General features: G+C 46.6%; 18 protein-coding genes. 11 read left to right on the top strand and 7 right to left on the bottom strand.

Annotated elements, in window-relative coordinates; translation table 11 throughout:
• The first annotated feature begins 2 nt into the window (after positions 1-2).
• From cas3 to WDV74_RS14320, 11 genes are all read left to right on the top strand, one after another.
• On the top strand, positions 3-2753 hold the full coding sequence (cas3, locus tag WDV74_RS14270; protein WP_338883458.1) for a CRISPR-associated helicase Cas3': 2751 nt from the start codon (positions 3-5) through the stop codon (positions 2751-2753).
• Complete coding sequence (gene casA, locus WDV74_RS14275; RefSeq protein WP_338883460.1) at positions 2753-4372, top strand: type I-E CRISPR-associated protein Cse1/CasA; 1620 nt, start codon at positions 2753-2755, stop codon at positions 4370-4372. Before cas3 ends, casA begins: the two co-directional genes overlap by 1 nt.
• On the top strand, positions 4365-4916 hold the full coding sequence (gene casB, locus WDV74_RS14280) for a type I-E CRISPR-associated protein Cse2/CasB (RefSeq protein ID WP_338883461.1): 552 nt from the start codon (positions 4365-4367) through the stop codon (positions 4914-4916). The genes casA and casB overlap by 8 nt, the downstream gene beginning before the upstream one ends.
• Positions 4917-4957: 41 nt before the next feature.
• Positions 4958-5995 (top strand): type I-E CRISPR-associated protein Cas7/Cse4/CasC, encoded by a 1038-nt coding sequence (gene cas7e, locus WDV74_RS14285; RefSeq protein WP_338883463.1) that lies wholly within the window; start codon positions 4958-4960, stop codon positions 5993-5995.
• 11 nt (positions 5996-6006) lie between these two features.
• Positions 6007-6780: a type I-E CRISPR-associated protein Cas5/CasD gene (gene cas5e / locus WDV74_RS14290; protein ID WP_338883465.1), complete on the top strand. Its 774-nt coding sequence runs from the start codon at positions 6007-6009 to the stop codon at positions 6778-6780.
• On the top strand, positions 6767-7441 hold the full coding sequence (gene cas6e / locus WDV74_RS14295) for a type I-E CRISPR-associated protein Cas6/Cse3/CasE (protein WP_338883467.1): 675 nt from the start codon (positions 6767-6769) through the stop codon (positions 7439-7441). The genes cas5e and cas6e overlap by 14 nt, the downstream gene beginning before the upstream one ends.
• The gene (gene cas1e / locus WDV74_RS14300) at positions 7441-8361 is read left to right on the top strand and encodes a type I-E CRISPR-associated endonuclease Cas1e (protein ID WP_338883469.1); all 921 of its coding nucleotides are present in this window, start codon (positions 7441-7443) and stop codon (positions 8359-8361) included. The genes cas6e and cas1e overlap by 1 nt, the downstream gene beginning before the upstream one ends.
• A gap of 2 nt (positions 8362-8363) precedes the next feature.
• Positions 8364-8657: a type I-E CRISPR-associated endoribonuclease Cas2e gene (gene cas2e, locus WDV74_RS14305; protein WP_338883470.1), complete on the top strand. Its 294-nt coding sequence runs from the start codon at positions 8364-8366 to the stop codon at positions 8655-8657.
• A gap of 513 nt (positions 8658-9170) precedes the next feature.
• Positions 9171-10154, top strand: coding sequence for a hypothetical protein (locus tag WDV74_RS14310; protein WP_338883472.1), 984 nt, complete (start codon positions 9171-9173; stop codon positions 10152-10154).
• Positions 10154-11305, top strand: a complete 1152-nt coding sequence (locus WDV74_RS14315) for a BamA/TamA family outer membrane protein (protein WP_338883474.1) — start codon at positions 10154-10156, stop codon at positions 11303-11305. The genes WDV74_RS14310 and WDV74_RS14315 overlap by 1 nt, the downstream gene beginning before the upstream one ends.
• A 35-nt stretch (positions 11306-11340) precedes the next feature.
• Positions 11341-12435, top strand: coding sequence for a DUF4056 domain-containing protein (locus WDV74_RS14320; protein ID WP_338885622.1), 1095 nt, complete (start codon positions 11341-11343; stop codon positions 12433-12435).
• Positions 12436-12606: 171 nt separating this feature from the next.
• On the opposite strand, the gene WDV74_RS14325 is transcribed toward WDV74_RS14320, so the two are convergent.
• From WDV74_RS14325 to WDV74_RS14355, 7 genes are read right to left on the bottom strand one after another with little or no spacing between them, the layout of a single operon-like run.
• A complete protein-coding gene (locus WDV74_RS14325) occupies positions 12607-13362 on the bottom strand; it encodes an Asp/Glu racemase (RefSeq protein WP_338883476.1) in 756 nt (251 codons plus the stop codon).
• Positions 13359-14348: a carbon-nitrogen hydrolase family protein gene (locus tag WDV74_RS14330; RefSeq protein WP_189758799.1), complete on the bottom strand. Its 990-nt coding sequence runs from the start codon at positions 14346-14348 to the stop codon at positions 13359-13361. Before WDV74_RS14330 ends, WDV74_RS14325 begins: the two co-directional genes overlap by 4 nt.
• A gap of 18 nt (positions 14349-14366) precedes the next feature.
• Positions 14367-15278 carry a fumarylacetoacetate hydrolase family protein gene (locus WDV74_RS14335; RefSeq protein ID WP_338883477.1) on the bottom strand — a complete coding sequence of 304 codons (912 nt, stop codon included), beginning with the start codon at positions 15276-15278 and terminating at the stop codon, positions 14367-14369.
• A gap of 3 nt (positions 15279-15281) precedes the next feature.
• Positions 15282-16421, bottom strand: a complete 1140-nt coding sequence (locus tag WDV74_RS14340; RefSeq protein WP_338804474.1) for a cupin domain-containing protein — start codon at positions 16419-16421, stop codon at positions 15282-15284.
• Positions 16422-16430: 9 nt separating this feature from the next.
• A complete protein-coding gene (locus tag WDV74_RS14345) occupies positions 16431-18788 on the bottom strand; it encodes a bifunctional salicylyl-CoA 5-hydroxylase/oxidoreductase (protein ID WP_338883478.1) in 2358 nt (785 codons plus the stop codon).
• Positions 18789-18841: 53 nt separating this feature from the next.
• Positions 18842-19261 (bottom strand): thioesterase family protein, encoded by a 420-nt coding sequence (locus WDV74_RS14350; RefSeq protein WP_338883479.1) that lies wholly within the window; start codon positions 19259-19261, stop codon positions 18842-18844.
• Between the two features lie 23 nt (positions 19262-19284).
• The gene (locus WDV74_RS14355) at positions 19285-20862 is read right to left on the bottom strand and encodes an indolepyruvate oxidoreductase subunit beta family protein (RefSeq protein WP_338883480.1); all 1578 of its coding nucleotides are present in this window, start codon (positions 20860-20862) and stop codon (positions 19285-19287) included.
• Positions 20863-20872 lie beyond the last annotated feature (10 nt).

Genomic DNA, 20872 nt, shown 5'->3' on the forward strand with positions numbered 1-20872 from the left:
ATATGAATAATTTAACAAATAACTTTAATTACCTCACACGATATTGGGGAAAAGCTAAAACGAATCCCTATTCTAACGAAAATTATCATCTTCTGGCCTATCACTGCTTAGATGTCGCCGCAGTAGGTCAATTATTATTGGCGCCACATAAGAAATTAACGCAAGATCTCGCAAATTTTTTGGGATTATCACCAGAATCATTACAAAATCTATTTTCTTTTTTTCTGGTACTACACGATATCGGCAAATTTGCTTCTGCATTTCAGCAATTATATTCCCAAGAAGATACTGAGCTAATTAAACCAAAACAATACTCCCCCTATGACTCCAGACATTTCAGGCATGATCGGTTAGGGCTATTTTTTTGGAAAAAAATTCAGGATGACGTACTGCTGGCTTTAGTGGGAGATGACAGCCTGCAATTCAGTGAAGATAAACAAAAGAAACAAGCCCTGAAAACGTTAATGGTTTTGATGCAGTGTATGCTTGGTCATCATGGTAAACCCATCGATGACGATAGTTGGAACACAATTACCGATTTTACCGAGTCCCAAAATGTTATTGATGCAACGGCATTCACTCATGATCTTCTGACACTTTTTCAACCTCATCTACCATTGGCAAAACTACTTTCAAAAGAGTGGCGGCGCAAACTACAACAAGTGAGTTGGCAACTTGCCGGTATTGTCGTGCTGGCGGACTGGGTAGGCTCTGACTGTTATCATTTTCGTTATCAAACCAAAGACCTTCCGCTGGAGGAATATTGGCAGCTTACGCAAAAACAAGCCCAAATCGCCTTAGATGGTATTGATATCCATAACACTCCCGTGATATCGCCTTATACTTCTATCCAGGAGTACTACCAATTTTCACCAACTCCATTACAAAAATGGGCGGAAGAAGTCCCGATTGATGACTCCCCACAGCTTTTTATTCTGGAAGACGTTACGGGCGCAGGCAAAACAGAAGCCGCCCTCGCTCTGACTCACCGCTTAATGCAAACCGGTGCTGCGGACGGTTTCTATTTTGGTCTGCCAACAATGGCGACCTCCAACGCCATGTTTGGCCGAATCGCCAAACACTACCACCATATGTTTGATGCAGAAAACGGCAAACTACCTAGTCTCGTTCTCGCGCACGGTGCACGTGAAATGAATGATAATTTCCGTGACATCATCCTGACGTCTGAACATAACGACAGTGATTACACCAGAGACGATAGCACTGCGACAGCACAGTGCCACCGATGGTTAGCTGATTCTAATAAAAAAGCCCTATTGGCATCGGTGGGGGTAGGTACTATCGATCAGGCATTACTTGCCGTTTTACCGAGAAAATACCAGTCACTTCGATTGATTGGATTGAATCGCAAGGTATTGATCTTTGATGAAGTACACGCCGCCGATGAATACATGTTTGCATTGCTGGAAAGTGTATTAAGTCTGCACCTGCACCAGGGTGGTTCCGTGGTATTACTGACTGCTACACTTTCCTTGAAACAGCGCCAACGACTGGTGGATATCTGGTTATCTGCCAGCGGCATACCGCCACAGAAATTGCAAAAAACGGCCTTTCCACTGGCAACCCATGTCACGTTAAATCCAGAAGCTCCATTGGTTGAAACGCCCCTGCACAGTCGTCCAGATGTCAGCCGTACTGTCACCGTAAAAACGGTGAATCATCTGGATGAATGTGTACAAATCGCCCTCAACGCCGCTCAAAATGGGCAATGTGTGGTTTGGGTTCGCAATTCAGTGGATGATGCACTCCATGCTTTCCGGCTTATTCAGGCACAAATGGCTCAACCGGAAAATTGCCTGTTGTTCCACAGTCGCTTTATTTTGCATGATCGAAAAAAGATCGAAAATCGTGTGCTGGCAATCTTTGGTAAAGAAAGCAATCGGGAAGATAGGCAAGGCAAGATCCTGATTACTACGCAAGTCTTTCAGGAAAGCCTTGATGCAGATACGGATGTCATGATCTCTGATATCTGCCCGATTGATGACTTGATTCAGCGGGTTGGTCGTTTGCACCGCCATACTCGTAACGCAAATGGCGAATACAAGCAAGGTATTACCGATAGCCGCTCTGCGCCTGAATTATATCTCCACGCCCCAGAATGGGATGATCAACCCAAAGCGGATTGGCTGAGCAAAGACTTTCGCAATACCCAATATGTTTATCGTTCAGCCGGACGTTTATGGCTTGGCTTACGCGAACTTCTGCGCTTGGGAGCGATTCGTATGCCTGCTGAGGCGCGAACCTTGATCGAAGCCGTTTACGGTGAAGATGCCGATAACCAAATCCCTGATGCACTCAAATACAAAGATAACGAAGCCATAGCGGAAGGGCTGAGCAAAGATGCCGCAGCACGATCACAAGCCCTGCAATGGCAGCGCTATGAATATAGCAAACGCAGTGCCCGTGGTTGGTATGACGATGACAGCGATATCAGCACCCGATTTAGCGATATCGAAACGGTGAGCGTGCTGCTTGTCAAACTGACTGAAAATGGGGAATTAATACCGTGGGTAGAGGATGAAAAATTTCCTGTCCAATTAAGTATTGTCAAAATATCAAAAAACAAATTTGCCGATAAGCTGCAACCCATACCAGAGTCCCTTTCTCAAACCGTGGAGCGGTTACAGGATAAATTCAAGTCCGTCAAATACCTGCAAATCTGGCTGCCAGAGAGTGACCCGCATTTTACTTATGATCCCAACATTGGTTTTTATCCTAAGCAGGAGGCGTAATGAACCTCGTTAAAGACGCATGGCTGACTTTTAGAATGAAAGATGGCAGTGAGAAAAAGCGACCTCTGACGGCAATCTGCGATCCTACCGTTGTCGATTTTGTACTGCCACGGGCTGATTTTCAGGGCGCCGCTTACCAGCTGGCAATTGGTTTGCTGCAAACCGCTTTTGCTCCTGAAGATGAAGACGAATGGTATGAGTTTTATCAACAAGCCCCTACCCAAGCGAACCTACAAACTGCATTTAATCGAGTAGAACATGCTTTTAATCTGACAGGGCATGGTCCTCTGTTTATGCAAGATCTTGATTCGTTAGCAGAAAGGAAACCCACCAGCATTTCAGGATTGTTAATTGAATCGCCGGGTGAAAAAACATTGAAGGATAATACTGATCATTTTATTAAACGCAGCCAATGTGAAGTCATTTCCCCCGAAATGGCCGCCATTGCCCTATTCACACTACAGATTAACGCGCCTGCCGGCGGTGTTGGACATCGTGTCGGGTTACGGGGAGGGGGTCCACTCACGACCTTGATTCAGCCACAAGAACCGGATGCTTCGCTATGGCAAAAACTTTGGCTGAATGTCATTAATCGGGAACATTGGCCTTACCCCGATCCTGATCTCAATAGCCCAGACGTTTTTCCTTGGTTGGGTAAAACTCATAACAGCCAAAAAGCAGGGACAGAAATTTACGCACATAATGTCCATGAACTGCATATGTATTGGGGCATGCCACGGCGGATCCGGCTGGAGATAGAGGATAAGCCCGCCATCTGCCAATTAACAGGGCAAGCAACTCACCCATCCGTTTCGGGTTATCGTACCCAAAACTATGGCAACAATTATTCTGGTACTTGGCAACACCCTCTAACCCCCTATCGGTGGAATCCGAAAAAACCGGATGAAGAGCACCTTTCTATCAAAGGGCAACCCGGGGGTGTGACCTATAAGATCTGGGATAGCCTGACGTTTTCCGATGATAAACAGGGTCAACAGGCAGCCCAGGTTGTCGACCATTTTAGCCAGATCAATGATTATTTTGCCGATGAACAAAGTTCCACGCCTCGGTTATGGGTTTTTGGCTATGATATGGACAACATGAAAGCTCGCGGTTGGTATTCCACCACCTTGCCTCTGTTTTCCATGCCGATTGAAAAGAAAGATGCCGTTTTCCGGCGCGTCAAAACACTACAAAACCTCTCTGCCAATGCATTGACACAGTGTCGTACCCAGATCAAAAACGCGTGGTTCCGTCGCCCGAATGAAATAAAAGGCGATATGTCATTTATTGATGCGACTTTCTATCAACGCACCCAGACTGCCTTTTTTAAGGCTGTTCAACAGATTGTCAGCAGCCAGCATAAAGCATCTTCGCTCTCCACCGAAGACGCCAAAACCTGGCTCTACCAACTTAGAAATACCTGCTTTGATCTTTTTGATGAGTTCGTGCTGTCAGAAGATACCGATCCCGAAAAACTTATCGAAAAGATCGCGGCGCGACAAATTCTTACCAAGTGGCTGATGGGTTCTAAAGATATCAAGTCATTTATGGCAGAGCACAATATAGAAATCCAATCATCCAAGAACAAAAAGAAGGAGGAAGTTATCAATGAATAACCTAAGTGAAGGTCGTTTACTGCGCTGGTGGGAAAGCATGTTTTTATCCTCCGAAGAATTGAAGAAAAAAGAGATCCCTCCTGCACCAACGCTCTTTAAAGCTGAATTAAAGCGTTGCCAAGATATTGAGGCAGCAACGCTAACCGAAGGTTTTCGCGCATTATGGTTCAGCTTGCCTGAAGATATTATCAAAGAAGCTCAGCAACAGACTGTTATGCGATGGGCAATGATTGCCGTCACGCTGGTATATGTCAAAACCAACACCACCACTAATCTGGCAACTGCCGCAGGCACCAAAACCGAAAATGACAAGCCGATTGTCAGTACACATCGCTTTGCCCAATTGCAGGCAGCCAAGACACCCGATGAATTTATTATGCGTTTGCGGCGCATCCTACAACAACTGAAAGGCCAAGTTTCCGTGTTATCCCTCGCCAAAGATATTGAACAATGGTTGAGAGAGTACCACCAGCCAAGAGCATATCGAGCCAATAAACGCCTCTGTGTGCAATGGGCGATGGATTACTACAAGGCCGCTAAATAACGCCAATAATTAACCACTTTTAATCTAATAAGGAATTTTAAATGAGCCAATTTATTCAGCTACATCTGTTAACTTCCTACCCGCCTGCCAACCTGAACCGCGACGATCTCGGACGCCCTAAAACCGCCAGAATGGGCGGAGCAGAGAGATTAAGAATTAGTTCTCAAAGTTTGAAACGTCACTGGCGGATCTCTGACCTGTTTCAGGATGCCCTCGCAGAGCACCTTGGTTTTCGTACCAAACGCTTTGGATTTCAGGTTTATCAACGCTTGCTTACTGGAGGCATCAAAGAGAAGCAAGCAACTGAATGGGCTTTTGCCATTGCGGAAGTGTTTGGCAAAAATAAAAAAGATGACCCTCTGGAAATTGAACAACTGGCACATATCAGCCCGGCAGAAAAAGAGGCTACCTTTACATTGGCCGATAAACTTATCACCGAAAATCGCGCACCAACCAAGGAAGAGCTGAATCTGTTGAGCAGAGAAAAAACCGCCGTAGATATTGCATTGTTTGGCCGTATGCTGGCATCCAGCCCTGCCTATAATGTGGAAGCAGCCTGTCAGGTTGCCCACGCTATCAGCGTTCACAGTGTTGCGGTGGAAGATGACTATTTTACCGCTGTTGACGATCTCAATGCGGGCAAAAGCGATTCCGGTTCGGCTCATATTGGCGAAACTGGCTTTGCGGCTGCTCTGTTCTACAGCTATATCTGCATCAACAAATCTTTATTAATCGAAAATCTGTCAGGTAATGAAACACTGGCGAATCAAGCCATCGCTGCCCTGACAGAAGCCGCTATTAAAATCGCCCCATCTGGTAAACAAAACAGTTTCGGCTCCCGCGCCTATGCTAGCTATGTGTTGGCGGAAAAGGGAGAATATCAGCCTCGCTCCCTGTCTGTTGCATTCTTAAAACCCATTGATAGCGAAGATCAAGCAACCGATGCCATCAAAGCGTTAGAAAATCAGAGAGAAAACTTCGATAACGTTTATGGTGCTTGTGCTGACACGCGCTATAGCATCAATGCCGTCACGGGTAAAGGCTGTTTTGCTGAGCTACTTCAATTCGTTACTGAATAAAAGAGGCCAATATGAAGACTTACCTGGTCTTTCGTTTATATGGGGCACTAGCCAGTTGGGGAGTAGAAGCGGTCGGTGAAAACCGGCCAACCGGCATTTATCCAACCCGTTCGGCTATTTTGGGGTTATTAGGTGCAGCACTGGGCATCCGGCGCGATGATGAAACACAACTTATGGCATTGCAGCAGAGTGTCAAAATCGCCATCAAACAGATCGTTTCCGGTTTATTGATGCGGGATTACCATACCTCCCAGGTTCCTTCGCAAGAGAAAAAATTGTCTCACCCAACCCGTAAAAGTGAGTTACGTGATAAATCCAAATTAAACACCGTACTGTCTTCACGCGATTATCTTGCTGATGGCGTGTGGATTATCGCTATTTCCTTGACCGAACAGGCCAGCTTCCCCCTTTCTGCCTTGCGTGATGCGCTGATAAAACCCGTTTTTACGCTGAGTCTTGGGCGAAAATCCTGCCCTCTTGCACTTCCGATGATGCCGCAACTGACAGAATCTCCGTCATTAAAAGCCGCCCTTGATACGCCTTTTCCTCTCTTGCCTTATCAATCAGAAAAGGCCAATCACTATTATTGGCAGCGTAATCATGATGTTGTGAGTTATTTCTGGGAAGGAGATAAAGACGAGATCACGATCCCTGATACGACAATCCTGACTCATCAACTGTGGGATGAACCACTATCACGTAGCCGCTGGCAGTTTACGCAACGCACGATGCACCAATTATCGTTCCAGTTATCAGTCGTGGAGGGAACACATGTATCTGTCTAAAGTCACCTTGCACCCTTCTGCTTACTCTATGCAAACACCGTCACGTAAACAGACGAAAAATGATGTCTATGCTTCCCACCAACTCTTGTGGCAATTGTTTACGGAGCAGGAAGAACGCAATTTCCTTTTCAGGCAAGAGATGAGCTTAAGTGGCAGACCTGAATTTCTTGTGTTGTCCACAACCGCACCGATAGCCCATTCCTCGCGGTTCCAGATTCAGACCAAGTCTTTTGCCCCTCAATTACATAATGGACAAAAACTGGCGTTCAAACTCCGCGCGAATCCCACTGTCTGCCTCACAAATAAAAATTCAGGCAAACAGCTTCGCCATGATGTATTGATGCATGCCAAGCGTCAGGCAAGACATTCTGGTAGTTCAGGAGACATTGAATCAGTCATGATGCAGGCCGCCCAAACCTGGATACAAGATGAAAAACGGCTGGCTAATTGGGGAATTCGCTTTGATTTTGCCCCGGATATTGAACGCTATACCCAACATCGCAGCTTTAAAGCCTCTGGCCAGAAGGTGGCATTTTCCAGCGTAGATTTTCAGGGTGTGCTCACTTTGTCAGATAGCGAACTTTTCCTTGAGCAATACCAGAAAGGATTTGGCAGGGCAAAATCCTTTGGTTGTGGGTTAATGCTGATAAGGGCACTGTAATGGCATTTATTCCATTAAAACCCATTCCCATCAAGGACAGGAATTCAATGATCTTTATTGGTATGGGACGTATTGATGTCAAGGATAATGCGTTTGTTGTGATTGATGAAGTCAACGGCGAACGTATGCATATTCCCGTCGGCTCCCTTGCTTGCATTATGCTGGAGCCAGGCACCCGCATTAGCCATGCTGCGGTAAAATTGGCATCTACCACCGGAACATTGCTGATTTGGGTGGGAGAAGCCGGTGTCAGGCTCTATTCCGTAGGACAGCCAGGCGGTGCGCGTTCAGACCGGCTGCTTTATCAGGCTAAGTTGGCACTGGATGAAGATTTAAGGCTCAAGGTTGTCCGCAAAATGTTTGAATTACGTTTTGGTGAACCGGCTCCCCAAAAACGCAATGTCGAACAGCTTCGGGGCATTGAAGGTGCCCGCGTCAGGAAAACCTATCAAATATTGGCGAAACAATATGGCGTAAAATGGCACGGGCGCAATTACGATCATACCGATTGGGATAAGGGTGATCTCATCAACCGCTGCATTAGTGCAGCAACCTCATGCCTATATGGAGTGACCGAAGCCGCCATTCTGGCGGCGGGTTATGCACCTGCTATTGGTTTTCTCCATACTGGCAAGCCTTTGTCATTTGTTTATGATATTGCAGATATCTTAAAGTTTGATACCGTCGTGCCTATTGCATTTAAAGTTGCTGCCACCAATAGCATTGCTCCTGACAGACAAGTCAGAATTGCTTGTCGTGAAAAATTCAGGACAGACAAAATTCTGAAACGCCTTATTCCCTTAATTGAAGAAGTACTTGCGGCGGGCGAAATTTCCCCGCCGCTCCCCCCTACAGATGCACAACCTCCCGCTATTCCCGAACCCATTTCTATCGGTGACATTGGGCACAGGAGCCAGTAGAGATGAGTATGACGGTAGTCGTAACAGAAGCTGTTCCTCCTCGATTACGGGGGCGTTTGGCTATTTGGTTACTGGAAATACGGGCAGGGGTTTATGTGGGGAATATATCCCATAAAATCAGGGAAATGATTTGGCAGCAAATCACGGAGCTAACCGAAGATGGAAATGCAGTTATGGCATGGCAGACCAACACCGAATCTGGATTTGATTTTCAGACCTTTGGTGAAAACCGAAGGGAACCGATAGATTTTGATGGCCTGCGTTTAGTGAAATTTAAACCCCCTTCTGAGGATTAGTGTTGAGGAGTTAAAGGCAATTAAAATGGTAGAATTTTTTCGGTTGATAAAAGTTATTATTGCAAAGGGTTATATTTAGTATTATCCGTAACCTCAATGAATGATTTTAATATACAAAATATAAAAATATAAATATAACTTCTGACTGAATGAGGAAATAGTTCACCAGGGAGATATTATTAGATATTGTTTTAATAGTGACTCATTGTTGTTTCGTAATATAAATAATCATCTTTACAAGCTATCTTTTTGTTTTAAATTAAGCGAAATAAAAATTAACATAAGAAATAATATCAATGTTATTTAATTTATTTTATTAATGCATTCAGGAGGTAAAATCCATTCGATTTGATGATAAAACAAACAAAAACACCAAATCGTACGATATTCCATCGACAGAGCATAATTCGGTAATGATTGCCAAAAAGAGCTGTGATAGTCTACGCGCTTTTCTGTCTTCAATGTTCATTTTGCAGACAGTCAAATATCAAAAATTAGGAAGCGAATTCACTTATGAACTTAACTAATACCAACAAATTGTTAGCTGCTACTTTATGTCTTGCGGCCTCATACAGCTATGCAGATAGTGAGCGCCCACTTTTTTCATTAACCGTATCTGAATCTGGCGTTCAGCAAACAAATAATGATGGTAGCTTATCCCAGTCGACTAAATCGGGATCTCGTATTCTGCCAATTTGGGGTGATGCCGCACGCGCAAAAGGCTACGACCTGCCTGAACCGTTTGGTGTTAGTTATGGTTATATGAATTTGCGCCAGAACGTTATTGTGGATCAAATTGGGTTTATTATGCCCGAAAATCCCGACACACAAAAAGCGACTAAAATCGTAGCCGGGAAAACCCGTGAACGCACTGAATCACATATGCTTAAGCTAGATACATGGGTTATGCCATTTTTAAACGTTTACGGTGTATATGGAAAAACAAAAGGTTCATCTGAAACTAATATTGAAAACGTGATATTTGCTGGCATGCCTATGTTTAAAGATATTCCTTTCACTTTAGACTTTAAAGGTAAAACTTATGGTGGTGGTATTACATTAGCTGGCGGTTATAACCAATTTTTTGCAACATTAGATGCAAACTATACGAAAACAAATTTAGATATTATAGACGGTGGTATCAAAGCTCTCATTATAACGCCTAGAATTGGTTATGAATTCATCTTTAGCCCATTAGTGGCAGGGCAGGGAAATACCAAGATCCAAATTTGGACTGGAGCCATGTACCAAGATATCACTCAACGCTTTAAGGGCAAGGTCGCTAATATAAATATGCCAGGAGTACTCGGAGGATTTGTTGGAGCAATCCTTGAAAACGACCCTGAAATGTCGTTCGACGTCAAACAACACCTTGCCCATAAGTGGAACAATACTGTTGGTGCACGCTTCGAAATAACCCGTAATTTCAATATTCTGTCAGAAGTCGGTTTTGGCAACAGAAACAGTTTCTTTATTTCCGGTGAGTTCCGTTTTTAATGTTTGGCTTTGCAACACTCAAAAGGCTGGTCATTGCCAGCCTGCTTATCTTCACCATTTCATCAGCCCACGCTGATATCCTGCCTAACCGGCAAAAAATTGATGGTTGGTTAAACGAATTAGGCGGCAGTAATCATTTTGATGACCTCAAAAAAATTGATTGGGGCGTATTGCCTGGTCCTTTCTACACCCCTGAAATGGGGATAGGGATTGGTGTTGCCGTCGTTGGCCTGTACCGTCCTGACCATTTAGATCACATAAGCCAGACTTCTTCATTAGGACTCAGTGGATTTGCTTCATCTACTGGCGCGTTTGGCCTGAACTTTACCAATTACAATTTTCTTGCCAGTGACCAATGGCGGTTATTCGTTTCCGGTACACTGAATAACACCCCAACTTACTATTGGGGTAAAGGTTATCGTGCCGGTAAAAATGACAGTAACAAAGAGGAATACCGTTCACAGGAATTTGCTATTCATCCGCGACTTCTCTACCGTGTCGCTAATACCACCTATATGGGATTAGGTTGGAATTTCTCATCCGTCAATGCCAGTGATCCGGATAGCGGAGCAAAACGGTATTTTTCCCAGTCTGTCGGTGGCCGTTCCGTGATGAGTTCCGGTATAAGTGCCCACTTCAGTTATGATACACGGGACTTTTTACCCAATGCACGACACGGACAGGCATTTGAGATCGTTTATACCTATTTTTCCCCAGAATTAGGTAGCGATCACCGTTTCCATACCACACAGCTTCAGTTCTCAGCCTATTACCCGTTATCTGACAAGACCGTCCTGGCCTTCGATAACTATGCCCGTTTCAGCGCAGGTGATGTCCCGTGGAACCAGCTATCACTGCTTGGTAACGGCCAGCGGATGCGCGGGTATTATGAAGGGCGTTATCGTGACAACAATATCTTCACAACACAGTTAGAGTTACGACATAAACTTGACTGGCGCCACGGTGTGGTCGGTTGGATAGGCACCGGCACGTTGGGAGATTCCCCTTCACAGTTGGGAAGCAGGCATTGGCTTCCTTCTGTCGGTATTGGCTATCGTTTTGAGTTTAAACCACGTATGAATGTCAGATTAGATTTTGGTGTTGGTAAAGACAGTACTGGATTCTATTTTCAGGTTGGGGAAGCGTTTTGAGATTATTCGTTACACTTTGCCTCTGTTTTTTACTGATGGCATGCCAAAACCAGCCACAATCTGTTGATCCGGTCAAACCGGTCCTTGTCAGTGATACCCATGAGCAGTCACAGCAAAATTGGAATGCATTACCTCCCATTGCCCCGCCAGAAGGTTTAAGGGCTTGCTGTGCTTTCGGCTATAACCTAAAAGCCCAACTATGGAATATTCCCATTCCCTTCTATGACATCGATAATATTGTAGAAGCCAAGAAATTGGGTGAACATCACTATAATGACAGTGTTGTCGGTGCCAGTGCCGCCTTGTTGGGGGTAAGCAATGAAAAAGTGGGTCTGCTCTATACCCATAAGGGAGGGTTTATTGATATCTCCCATGTCAGGGATACCGCAGACTATACGCTTTATCTGTTTAGCCAGATTTACGCTCATCTTGGTCAAGAGAGGGAGTTAACCCTGAATAATGAACTTGCTGCGCGTAAAATTCATTTTTTTGCTTTTACGCCACCGCAAGATCCGGCTGAACGCTATACGCTAAGTGCCTATTTAGCGGCTAAACTCGCTTTTCAACTTGCCGCTTGGCATGAAATAGCACAATGGTATGGCTATCAATCAGTCCCTGGATTTTCAGAGGGCATTTCGGCTTTTTCCCCGGAAGATCTCTATTCAAACCTGTTGGGTGCACGGCTGGCGCTGACATTGATTCTGGAAGGCCACGCTTCTTCTATAGCACAGTTCTCGGACGCAATGACGAAGATCTTGCCGATCGCTTTGCATGAACTTGGAGATAACCCCAAATCAGGCACAAAAGAGATGTTTGATAGCGTAGATGGTTTGTGGTGGAACAGTTATCAACGCATTCCTGAGAAGTTTTTAGTTCTGCACCGGAATTATGATATCCAAGACAACCGGTTACCATTAATGCCTTTCGGTAAAGAACACTTTGCCCTGCGCTTGTCTCTGCCTGAACATTATCAACATTTTTCGTTGGATAAACTGGCTGAATTTCAGCTCTGGCCAACCAATGAGATGAAAAATCTTCCTGTTCCAAAGCAATATTGGACAATAAAAGATTTTAAAATGCTGGCGGAAAATGCCCGGCGGGAGGATGAAAAACAGTTGCTAATTAAATAAGATCCATCCATCAATATAGATGAGGAATATACCTAATTTACCGGTATATTCCTCACAATGTTCCATACGAATTACTTACTAACATCCATGCCCGCCCAAGCAAAGCAGGCAAGTAATTATCAACAAACATTTTTGAATCTGGCATAAGTTGAATAACCTTTTGTATCTCGATCAATATTTTCCTGATAACAGTGAGCCAAATCGCGGAACGTATGTATTCAGCCCAAGCTGTTTCAATATCATGTAGGTTGTTGCCACAGATGAAGAAATCACAGGTATCCCCACCCGATCTTCGATCAGTGCTACTGACGGCAAAGAAGGCATTTGTACACAAGCGGAAGCCACCATCACATCGACATTGCTATTTAGCCGTTTGGTAATCTCTACTGGCGCGAGAGGATCTTGTCGTCCAACAGCAAGGTTATCGGGGATTTCCAGCGAAATGCTGTCGATAACTTCAATCCCTTCATTTTCAATGTAATCAATGACTAACTGAGTCAATGGCTTCATGTAGGGCGTCAGTATAGAGATCCGTTTCGCCCCCAAAGCATGTAACCCATCCACCAACGCCCCCGCGCTGGTCACAACAGGTGCCGGATGTCCATTTTCAGCTGTCCGCAGATGGAGACGCTTTTCAGAGATCCGGTGATATCCCTGTCCCATACTCATAATCGCCACTAAACAGGCATATCCCAGCACATCAACCGCGGCATCCGACAACTCAAGCGCACAGCGATCACTGTCTGCATCCATGGCCGCCAGTTCCGCTTTTGTGACTGTTTTCATTCTCATGCGACTGGAATGAAAGGTAAAACGTTCAGGGTTTATGACTTCACGGGCGTGCAGGATAGCGGGAATTTCTGTTTCCATTGTCGTATTCGATGAGGGAACAATCAGCCCCACGCGAAAATGCGGTGTGTTATTCATGGACGATCCTCCTGATCGGCTGGCAGATCAGTAAATCGGATCGCACGCATTGGCTGACGGTTCACTTTGAGATCGAAGATATCAAATCGGTTGTAATGCCCCGTGATATCGTGCATTTGACGAGGCTGAATACAGCGGTTCAGGTCAATATGCGCATAGACGATCCCTTCCTTATCAATCAGGGGATCACCAATCACGCGCCCATCTGGTCCAATAATGCCGGTGAATGCACTGTTAGAACGTGCCAGCAACGCTTCGGCTTCAGGATGGCTGGCCGACATCGCTGTGACAATTTCCGGCGAAATCGTGGAGCAGGAGACAATGGTAAACACCTTGCCTTCAAAACAATGGGCTGCCGCTCGCAAACGGATCGCCTCAGCCATATCATAATCCGCTGGTGCAACCGGCAGGGAAATGTAACTGGCAACATGGACCAATTCCCCCTGAGATAATAAGGAAAAACGTGCTAACGGATTAGTATTTTCGCCACAGGCCAGCACGCCCAATGGCCCAATACGGGTATCATGCACTTTTAACGAAGCCGCATCACCATTCGCCCATGTCAGTTTTTCCGCCCATGTCGGCACCAGTTTGCGGTGACGCCCCAGAATGTTTCCTTCATCAGAAATAGTCACCAGCGTGTTATAGAGTGTTGCTATGCCGTCAGGACTGCGCTCATTAACCCCAATCACAACGTTGATGTGATGACGAGCCGCAGCCAGGGCAATTTTGTTGATCTCCGGCCCCGGCACTTCAATAGCCGATTTGCACAGTTTCTCAAACCACGGACTACCTTGTATCGGGTTCATCACCCAATTCCAATAGGGGTAACCAGAAACAAACACTTCAGGAAAAGCCACCAAACTGGCGCCCTTGTCTGCCGCTTCCTGAATCAGCCGGCAAACGAGATCAACCGTCGCCTCTGTATCCAGAAAGACAGGAGCAGCCTGTACCGCAGCCGCTTTGAACTTAGGAAGTTTCAGCATATCAGGCTCCTGTTTTATTTACACCGCAATAACGGGGTGACGCAAATGGCCAATCTTTTCAAGGTAGGCTTCAATCACATCCCCTGGCCATAGCCATTCTTGTGGATCACGCCCCGCCCCAACACCTTCTGGTGTTCCTGTGGCAATGATATCGCCTGGTTCCAGCGTGATGCCTTTGCTAATATCCGCAATCAAGGTATTGACCTTGAACAACATATGGCGCGTATTGGAGTCCTGTTTAGTCACGCCATTGACTTTTAGGCTCAATGCCAAATCTTGTGGATTGGGAATTTCATCAGCCGTGACGATGCAAGGGCCAAAAGGTGCGTAGGTATCCTGTCCCTTAGAGTAGATCCACTGCCCAGCCCGACGGCAATCACGGGCGCTCATGTCGATCATCAGGCTATAGCCAAAAACATATTTCAAAGCCTTATCTTCCGATACACCTTTAGCACGGGTTCCGATAATCACCGCCAGTTCCACTTCCCAATCCAATTGCGCCGTGATCGCACTGTTATGCTCAATGGCGTCACCAGGGCCAATCACTGTTGTTGGCGGCTTAGAGAAAATGACCGGTTCTTTTGGCAGATCTTTTGCCGTATCCAAAGCACGGCTGGATTCAGCCACATGTTCAACATAGTTCAGACCAATACCAAAGATGTTTTTCCGTGGGCGGGGAATAGGAGCAAGAATTTTCACATTCTGCAATGGCAGTGAAACTCCCACCGGCCAAAATCCCTTAAATGAGTCTAGCAGCGCGGTTGTGCTGCTCACCGCCAATGGCCCCAAATCAATAAACTCCAGCATATTATCCGGCAATCTATTCCCCGTATGGGAAGCCAGCTTTGCCAGGTCTACAACGTGATCATTGACAATGGCGCCTAATCGCGCAGCAGCCGTGACTTCTGAACGGTAAGTGATTAAACGCATCTCTTATCCTCTCACTCGTTGGTGCCCATCGTTATCAGTCAGGGCTTCTTCGTAATACAATTGCAATGCCTGCATGACGGGTAAGTCGTTGAAACAGAAAAGGCAAGCATCATCCGTTTGTGAAACATTCACATGCTCATGAAATGCCCATGAAGGAACGCAGAAAATATCCCGTTCTTGCCAGTCAAATCGTTGACCATCAATCACGGAATAGCCTTTCCCTTTCGCCACTTGATAGATAAAACTGCCGGTATGACGATGTGCCTTACCTACAAAACCAGGGCGCAATAACTGCATACTGGCACCGAGAGTTGGCATCACATGACCGCCTGTTAGCGGATTGGCGTAATGCATCAAAATGTCATCAAAAGGTGATCCATCCGAAACACAGGCATAACGCTGCAAAGATTCATAAGTTGGCTCCCATTGGTATCTGAACAACGGGGAATAAGGTTTATCCCAGCCAACATTCTGTGGACGCAAAGCGGGGGCACCCCAAAGTGCAATAGAAGCATTCACAGGTTCAGTCACTGCCTGACGCAAGTCAGGATGTACCTTATAAAAACCCGCTTCCAATATGTTAACCAGCGGTATATCCAGACCATCCTGCCAGATACATTGTGAACCATCAGGCTCAACACCATGCTCATGCCAGGTTCCATTCGGGGTTAAGACAAAATCATTCGCTCCCAATAACAGTTTCTGGCCATCAACAATGGTGTAAGCACCACGCCCTTCCATGATGAAACGCAGGGCAGAAGAGGAGTGGGCATGTGCCGATGCCGCTTCACCCGGCCGCATAGTCTGGAGACCGGAATAGAGCAAGCCAACAGCGGTAGAGGCGCCTGGCTCTCCCGAATTGTTCAGATAGACCACACGGCGACCCGCTTTTTCCGGTGTCACTAAATCGGCAGATTTTAGAACGTGCTCACGCAGATCACGGTAACGCCAAAGTACCGGCACTGAGGCTGATTTAGGTTGCCAGGGTTCTATTTTATTGGCGATTGTCCAAAGTGCCCCTGTCTTGTACTTGACCAACTCCCTGTAATACGCCAGTAATTCAGGGCTATCGGCCACATTAGCACGGCCGACAATATCTTCCCGGTATTGATCATGAGACTGGATATTTTCTTGTTGAGACATGGATATCTCCTAGAGTGGTTTTCTAATGAATTGCGCTTTGCCATAAAGATAAGGTTTCGGCCAATCGATACCCGTCCAGCCATATCTGGCGCATTCATGCAGTAGCCAGGCTGCATTAGATAAGAATGGGCGGGATAAGGCACAGAGATCAGCGCGCCCCGAAGCGATAATGCCGTTGATTTGATCAGCATCTGTAATCGCACCGACCGCAATCACCGGCACATTGCCTTCATTGCGAATGCGATCAGCCATCGGAGTCTGATACATACGCCCGTAAATCGGCTTCTGATCAGCAGAAACTTCTCCCGTGGAACAATCCACCATATCCACTCCGGCTTCACGGAAACGGCGGGCAATCTCTACGGCTTCATCAACCGTCGTTCCCCCTTCCACCCAATCCGTGGCAGAAATACGCACCGATATCGGCAAATCAGCCGGCCAAACCTCACGTACCGCCTTGAAAACGGCCAATGGGAAACGAAGCCGGTTTTCCAGCGAACCGCCATATTCGTCATCGCGCTGATTAGTCAGCGGGGAGATAAAACTGGAGAGCAGATAACCGTGAGCGGCCTGGATCTCCAGCCAGTCAAAACCGGCTTTGATGGCACGCTGGGTTGCTGCAACAAACTGCTCCGTAATTTCTTGTAGTTGTGTCTTGGTCAGCGCTGCCGGCACTTGTGAAATTCCGGCTAAGTAAGGTAAGGCCGATGCCGAAACCAAAGGCCAATTCCCCTCTGGCAAAGGATGATCAGACTGTTCCCACCCCAATTGGGTTGATCCTCGTCTTCCCGCATGTCCCAGTTGAATGCCTATCCGCGCGCCAGAATGCTGATGGACAAAATCGGTGATTGTCTTCCACGCCTGCACCTGCTGATCGTTCCACAATCCTGTACACGCAGGAGTGACACGTGCTTGCGGAGAAATGGCCGTCATTTCAGCAATCACCAAACCCGCGCCTCCCAATGCTCTGCTACCCAGATGAACCAGATGGAATGAACCTGGAACCCCCTCCACGGCGCTATACAATAGCGTCGGAGAGACAACAACCCGATTTTTCAGGTTAACCCCCCGTACTTGATAAGGTGTCAGCAACGGCGGGGTTAATGGTGAAGATAGGTGAAACTTTTGGGCAAACCAGCTTTCGTAATTTTCCAGCCATGCCCGATCCCTCAAGCGCAAATTTTCATGGGAAATGCGCTGTGAGCGTGTCAACAATGAGTAAGCGAATTGTTCAGACGCAAAACGTTCATAGCGTGCGACATTTTCGAACCACTCCGTTGAATTACGGGCGGCATTCTGAATTTTCAGCACCTCCACACTGCGCGATTGTTGGTAATCGGACAACCCCGCCTGCCAATTTCCCTGATGGGCTTTCAGGCTGTTTGCCAGTTCAATCGCATCTTCTAATGCCAATTTAGTGCCGGAGCCAATGGAGAAATGGGCGGTATGGGCGGCATCTCCCATTAACACAATCGGGATATTTTTGCCGTTCTCTCTCTCTTTGATCCAGTGCACCCAGTTCGCACAAATTACACGGGGAAAACGTATCCAAATAGCAGCCCCCCGCAAATGGGTAGCATTGGAGATTAAGGGATGCCCATCCAGCCACGGTGCGAATATTTTTTCGCAATACGCAATGCCCTCTTCCTGTGACATTTTGTCGATCCCCGCAGCCAGCCAGGTTTCTTCTGTTGTCTCGACAATAAAAGTCGATAAGCCTTCCTGAAATTGGTAAGCGTGAACCTGAAACCAGCCATATTCGGTTTCCACAAACAGAAACGTAAATGCATCAAAAATTTTGCGCGTCCCCAGCCAGACAAAACGACAATGGCGTTGATCGATATCAGGCTGGAAAAATTCAGCGTAACGGGTACGGATCTGGCTATTAATCCCATCAGATGCAATCAGTAAATCAGCATGATATTGGCGGGCAATCTCCAGCTCATCCTCAACCTGCGTTTCAAACAGCAACTCAACCCCGACTTCGTCGCAACGATCTTGCAGGATATTCAGTAACTTTTTACGGCCAATGCCGATAAACCCATGACCGCCACTACGATTTACTGTTCCCTTAAAGTGGATATCAATATCATCCCAACGGCTAAATTCCTCCCTGATAATTTCAGCCGACACCGGATCAGCCAGATACAGGTTTTCCAATGTTGCATCCGAAAACACCACGCCCCAGCCAAAAGTGTCATACGGACGATTGCGCTCGATGACCACGACACGATTATCAGGATTTTGCAGCTTCATCAGCAAACCGAAGTACAATCCCGCCGGTCCACCGCCAATACATACGATATTCTTACCCGTTACGGTCACTGCATTTTGACTGACGACTGCATTCTTACCTCTTACATTCATAATTTCTTCTCCTGCCGCACGATATCTACCCCATGCGTAATGCGCCGGTTCCGCTAAGGCCTCTGTTCAGTTAACGCATAGTAAATCTCATCAGGTATGGGGATAGCTTGATGGGTATCCAGTGAAGTGGTGACATAAGTCTGTGTTACGTTCATCCTCAACTCACCTTCTTTGCTGACGCAGCGTTGGATCAACGTCAATGATTTCTTGCCAATTTTCTCAACGTTTAATTCCAGCCAAACCTGATCCCCCATTCTGCTAATGGCCTTAAATTCCGCCTCCAGGTGAACTGTCGGCAACCCAAAACGGTGTTTGGCGATGTAGTTGGCATATCCCATTGGCGTTAATTCATCGAACCAATCTTCCAGCAAGTTGTTGAACATCACAAAATACTGGGGATAAAAGACGATCCCCGCCGGATCACATTCAGAAAAGCGGATCTTATGGGACTGGATAAATCTAAGCAGGCTCATTACAGGCTCCTTCGGAAAGTTCTTTAATATAAAGAGAGACGCTGCTGGCACTCGCGTAATCGGTCACCCTGCTCATCTGCCAATGCCGCTTCACGCAGTTGCCGCAGACTGGCAGGAGATAAGTCATGCAGATGGTGATCAACAATCTCCATCAAAGTTTGAAAATGACGTGATCCACGAGAATAAGTATCACCATATCCCTTGATTAAGCGCTGACATTGGGCAATTTCCGTAGCCAGTGCGGGATCGCGCTTTGCTGTTACGCTAATTCGCCCCAACCACTCTTCAATGCGTACCGTTTCATCTTGAAAACGCAGCGTATAGCGGCGCATTCGACGCCAACTTGCCAGCATACAAAGCAACAGATATCCCCGCAGGGAACTGGTGGTAATCACCCACCCACGGCTGAGGAGTTTCGCCAACATACGATTGACAAAATGAGGACGAGACAACCAGCGACCAATATTGGCCGGCAAGCTGTCACAAACTTCTTCCATTCTGGGATGCAGAAAGTCATTAATCTCGAGTAGTTGACCGTCTTTCACCCTCATTTCTTTCCTGACACGTTCGAATCGACTGGCACGGGTTTTGAGATCTGCCACCCGCATGGTGTCTTCGTAAGCCATCCACAGTGCCAAATGGCGGGCAGTTTCACATAATAATTGTTCGTTCAGTAATCGCTCATCCGGTTTAACGGCTTGCTCGATCAGATTTTGCAATCGGTCAAGGTACACACCGGCGTAAGCCAGATCTTGGTAATCAATCAGGCGCCTGACACCTTCAATGGCAATGTCATGGACACAGGCAGGCAGCTTTTGCCGGATACGTAACAACAGGGCATTGGCTTTCTTATTCTGGGAAAAATAGTTCTGGGAAAAATAGTTATGGGAACGCAGGGCTTTTTGTGGAATATGGGGTTCTGGCGCTGTTTTTGATTCTGCCTCCAATTGTGTCCGACCCAATCCCAAACTAAAGGCTTGCAAACTGGGTTTTATCCCCACGTTTTTCTTGATGATCGCTGCTTCAAACTGATTACGACTAAACGGCAAGATCTCCGTACCACAGAGTGCACCAAACAAGACTGCACTGATCACACTGCCACTCTTCTCTGCCATCTTCGCCATATCAAAATGGATAAAACGCAAAGCAGCTTGTCGGGATTGCTGGATCAATGCCTCGCTATCTACACGCCCATCGCCCATTGCCGAACGCTCTTCCATCGAAAATATCCGATGGCTTGATGCGATCAACGTCGTGCGATCCGCTGTTACCAAACCGCGTTGGACAGCGCGTCCGGCTTCCATCAATTCCGAAGCCAGCACAATATCCACATCACCGGCAGTTGGCATCAATGCCAATACAGGTGTCGGTACTTCAGGATCATCAGCACCAGGAAATAATTCGACATAATAAATGGTTGCCCCAGTTCGCTGGGCGACACCCGGAACTGAAGTCGTTTGGGCGAAATAGCCATGCTCTTCCCCCAGGGTTACGATCCAATCGGCCAGTACACCGCCGCCTTCACCTCCCATCGCCAGAATAGCAATCTTAATCGGCTGTTTAGGCGAGTTCGTGAACGGGGAATGGATGGAGGGTGGCATAAATATGACT

Source organism: Xenorhabdus sp. TH1, from assembly GCF_037260955.1.
In the GTDB taxonomy this organism is placed as follows: domain Bacteria; phylum Pseudomonadota; class Gammaproteobacteria; order Enterobacterales; family Enterobacteriaceae; genus Xenorhabdus; species Xenorhabdus griffiniae.

Bases quoted from the DNA above. Each gene is read 5' to 3' on its own strand.
- cas2e (WP_338883470.1), top strand. From the start codon at position 8,364: ATGAGTATGACGGTAGTCGTAACAGAAGCTGTTCCTCCTCGATTACGG.
- cas5e (WP_338883465.1), top strand. From the start codon at position 6,007: ATGAAGACTTACCTGGTCTTTCGTTTATATGGGGCACTAGCCAGTTGG.
- WDV74_RS14325 (WP_338883476.1), bottom strand. From the start codon at position 13,362: ATGAATAACACACCGCATTTTCGCGTGGGGCTGATTGTTCCCTCATCG.
- WDV74_RS14355 (WP_338883480.1), bottom strand. From the start codon at position 20,862: ATGCCACCCTCCATCCATTCCCCGTTCACGAACTCGCCTAAACAGCCG.
- casB (WP_338883461.1), top strand. From the start codon at position 4,365: ATGAATAACCTAAGTGAAGGTCGTTTACTGCGCTGGTGGGAAAGCATG.
- WDV74_RS14350 (WP_338883479.1), bottom strand. From the start codon at position 19,261: ATGAGCCTGCTTAGATTTATCCAGTCCCATAAGATCCGCTTTTCTGAA.
- cas7e (WP_338883463.1), top strand. From the start codon at position 4,958: ATGAGCCAATTTATTCAGCTACATCTGTTAACTTCCTACCCGCCTGCC.
- WDV74_RS14310 (WP_338883472.1), top strand. From the start codon at position 9,171: ATGAACTTAACTAATACCAACAAATTGTTAGCTGCTACTTTATGTCTT.
- WDV74_RS14320 (WP_338885622.1), top strand. From the start codon at position 11,341: ATGGCATGCCAAAACCAGCCACAATCTGTTGATCCGGTCAAACCGGTC.
- casA (WP_338883460.1), top strand. From the start codon at position 2,753: ATGAACCTCGTTAAAGACGCATGGCTGACTTTTAGAATGAAAGATGGC.
- WDV74_RS14330 (WP_189758799.1), bottom strand. From the start codon at position 14,348: ATGCTGAAACTTCCTAAGTTCAAAGCGGCTGCGGTACAGGCTGCTCCT.
- WDV74_RS14345 (WP_338883478.1), bottom strand. From the start codon at position 18,788: ATGAATGTAAGAGGTAAGAATGCAGTCGTCAGTCAAAATGCAGTGACC.
- WDV74_RS14315 (WP_338883474.1), top strand. From the start codon at position 10,154: ATGTTTGGCTTTGCAACACTCAAAAGGCTGGTCATTGCCAGCCTGCTT.
- cas1e (WP_338883469.1), top strand. From the start codon at position 7,441: ATGGCATTTATTCCATTAAAACCCATTCCCATCAAGGACAGGAATTCA.
- WDV74_RS14340 (WP_338804474.1), bottom strand. From the start codon at position 16,421: ATGTCTCAACAAGAAAATATCCAGTCTCATGATCAATACCGGGAAGAT.
- cas3 (WP_338883458.1), top strand. From the start codon at position 3: ATGAATAATTTAACAAATAACTTTAATTACCTCACACGATATTGGGGA.
- cas6e (WP_338883467.1), top strand. From the start codon at position 6,767: ATGTATCTGTCTAAAGTCACCTTGCACCCTTCTGCTTACTCTATGCAA.
- WDV74_RS14335 (WP_338883477.1), bottom strand. From the start codon at position 15,278: ATGCGTTTAATCACTTACCGTTCAGAAGTCACGGCTGCTGCGCGATTA.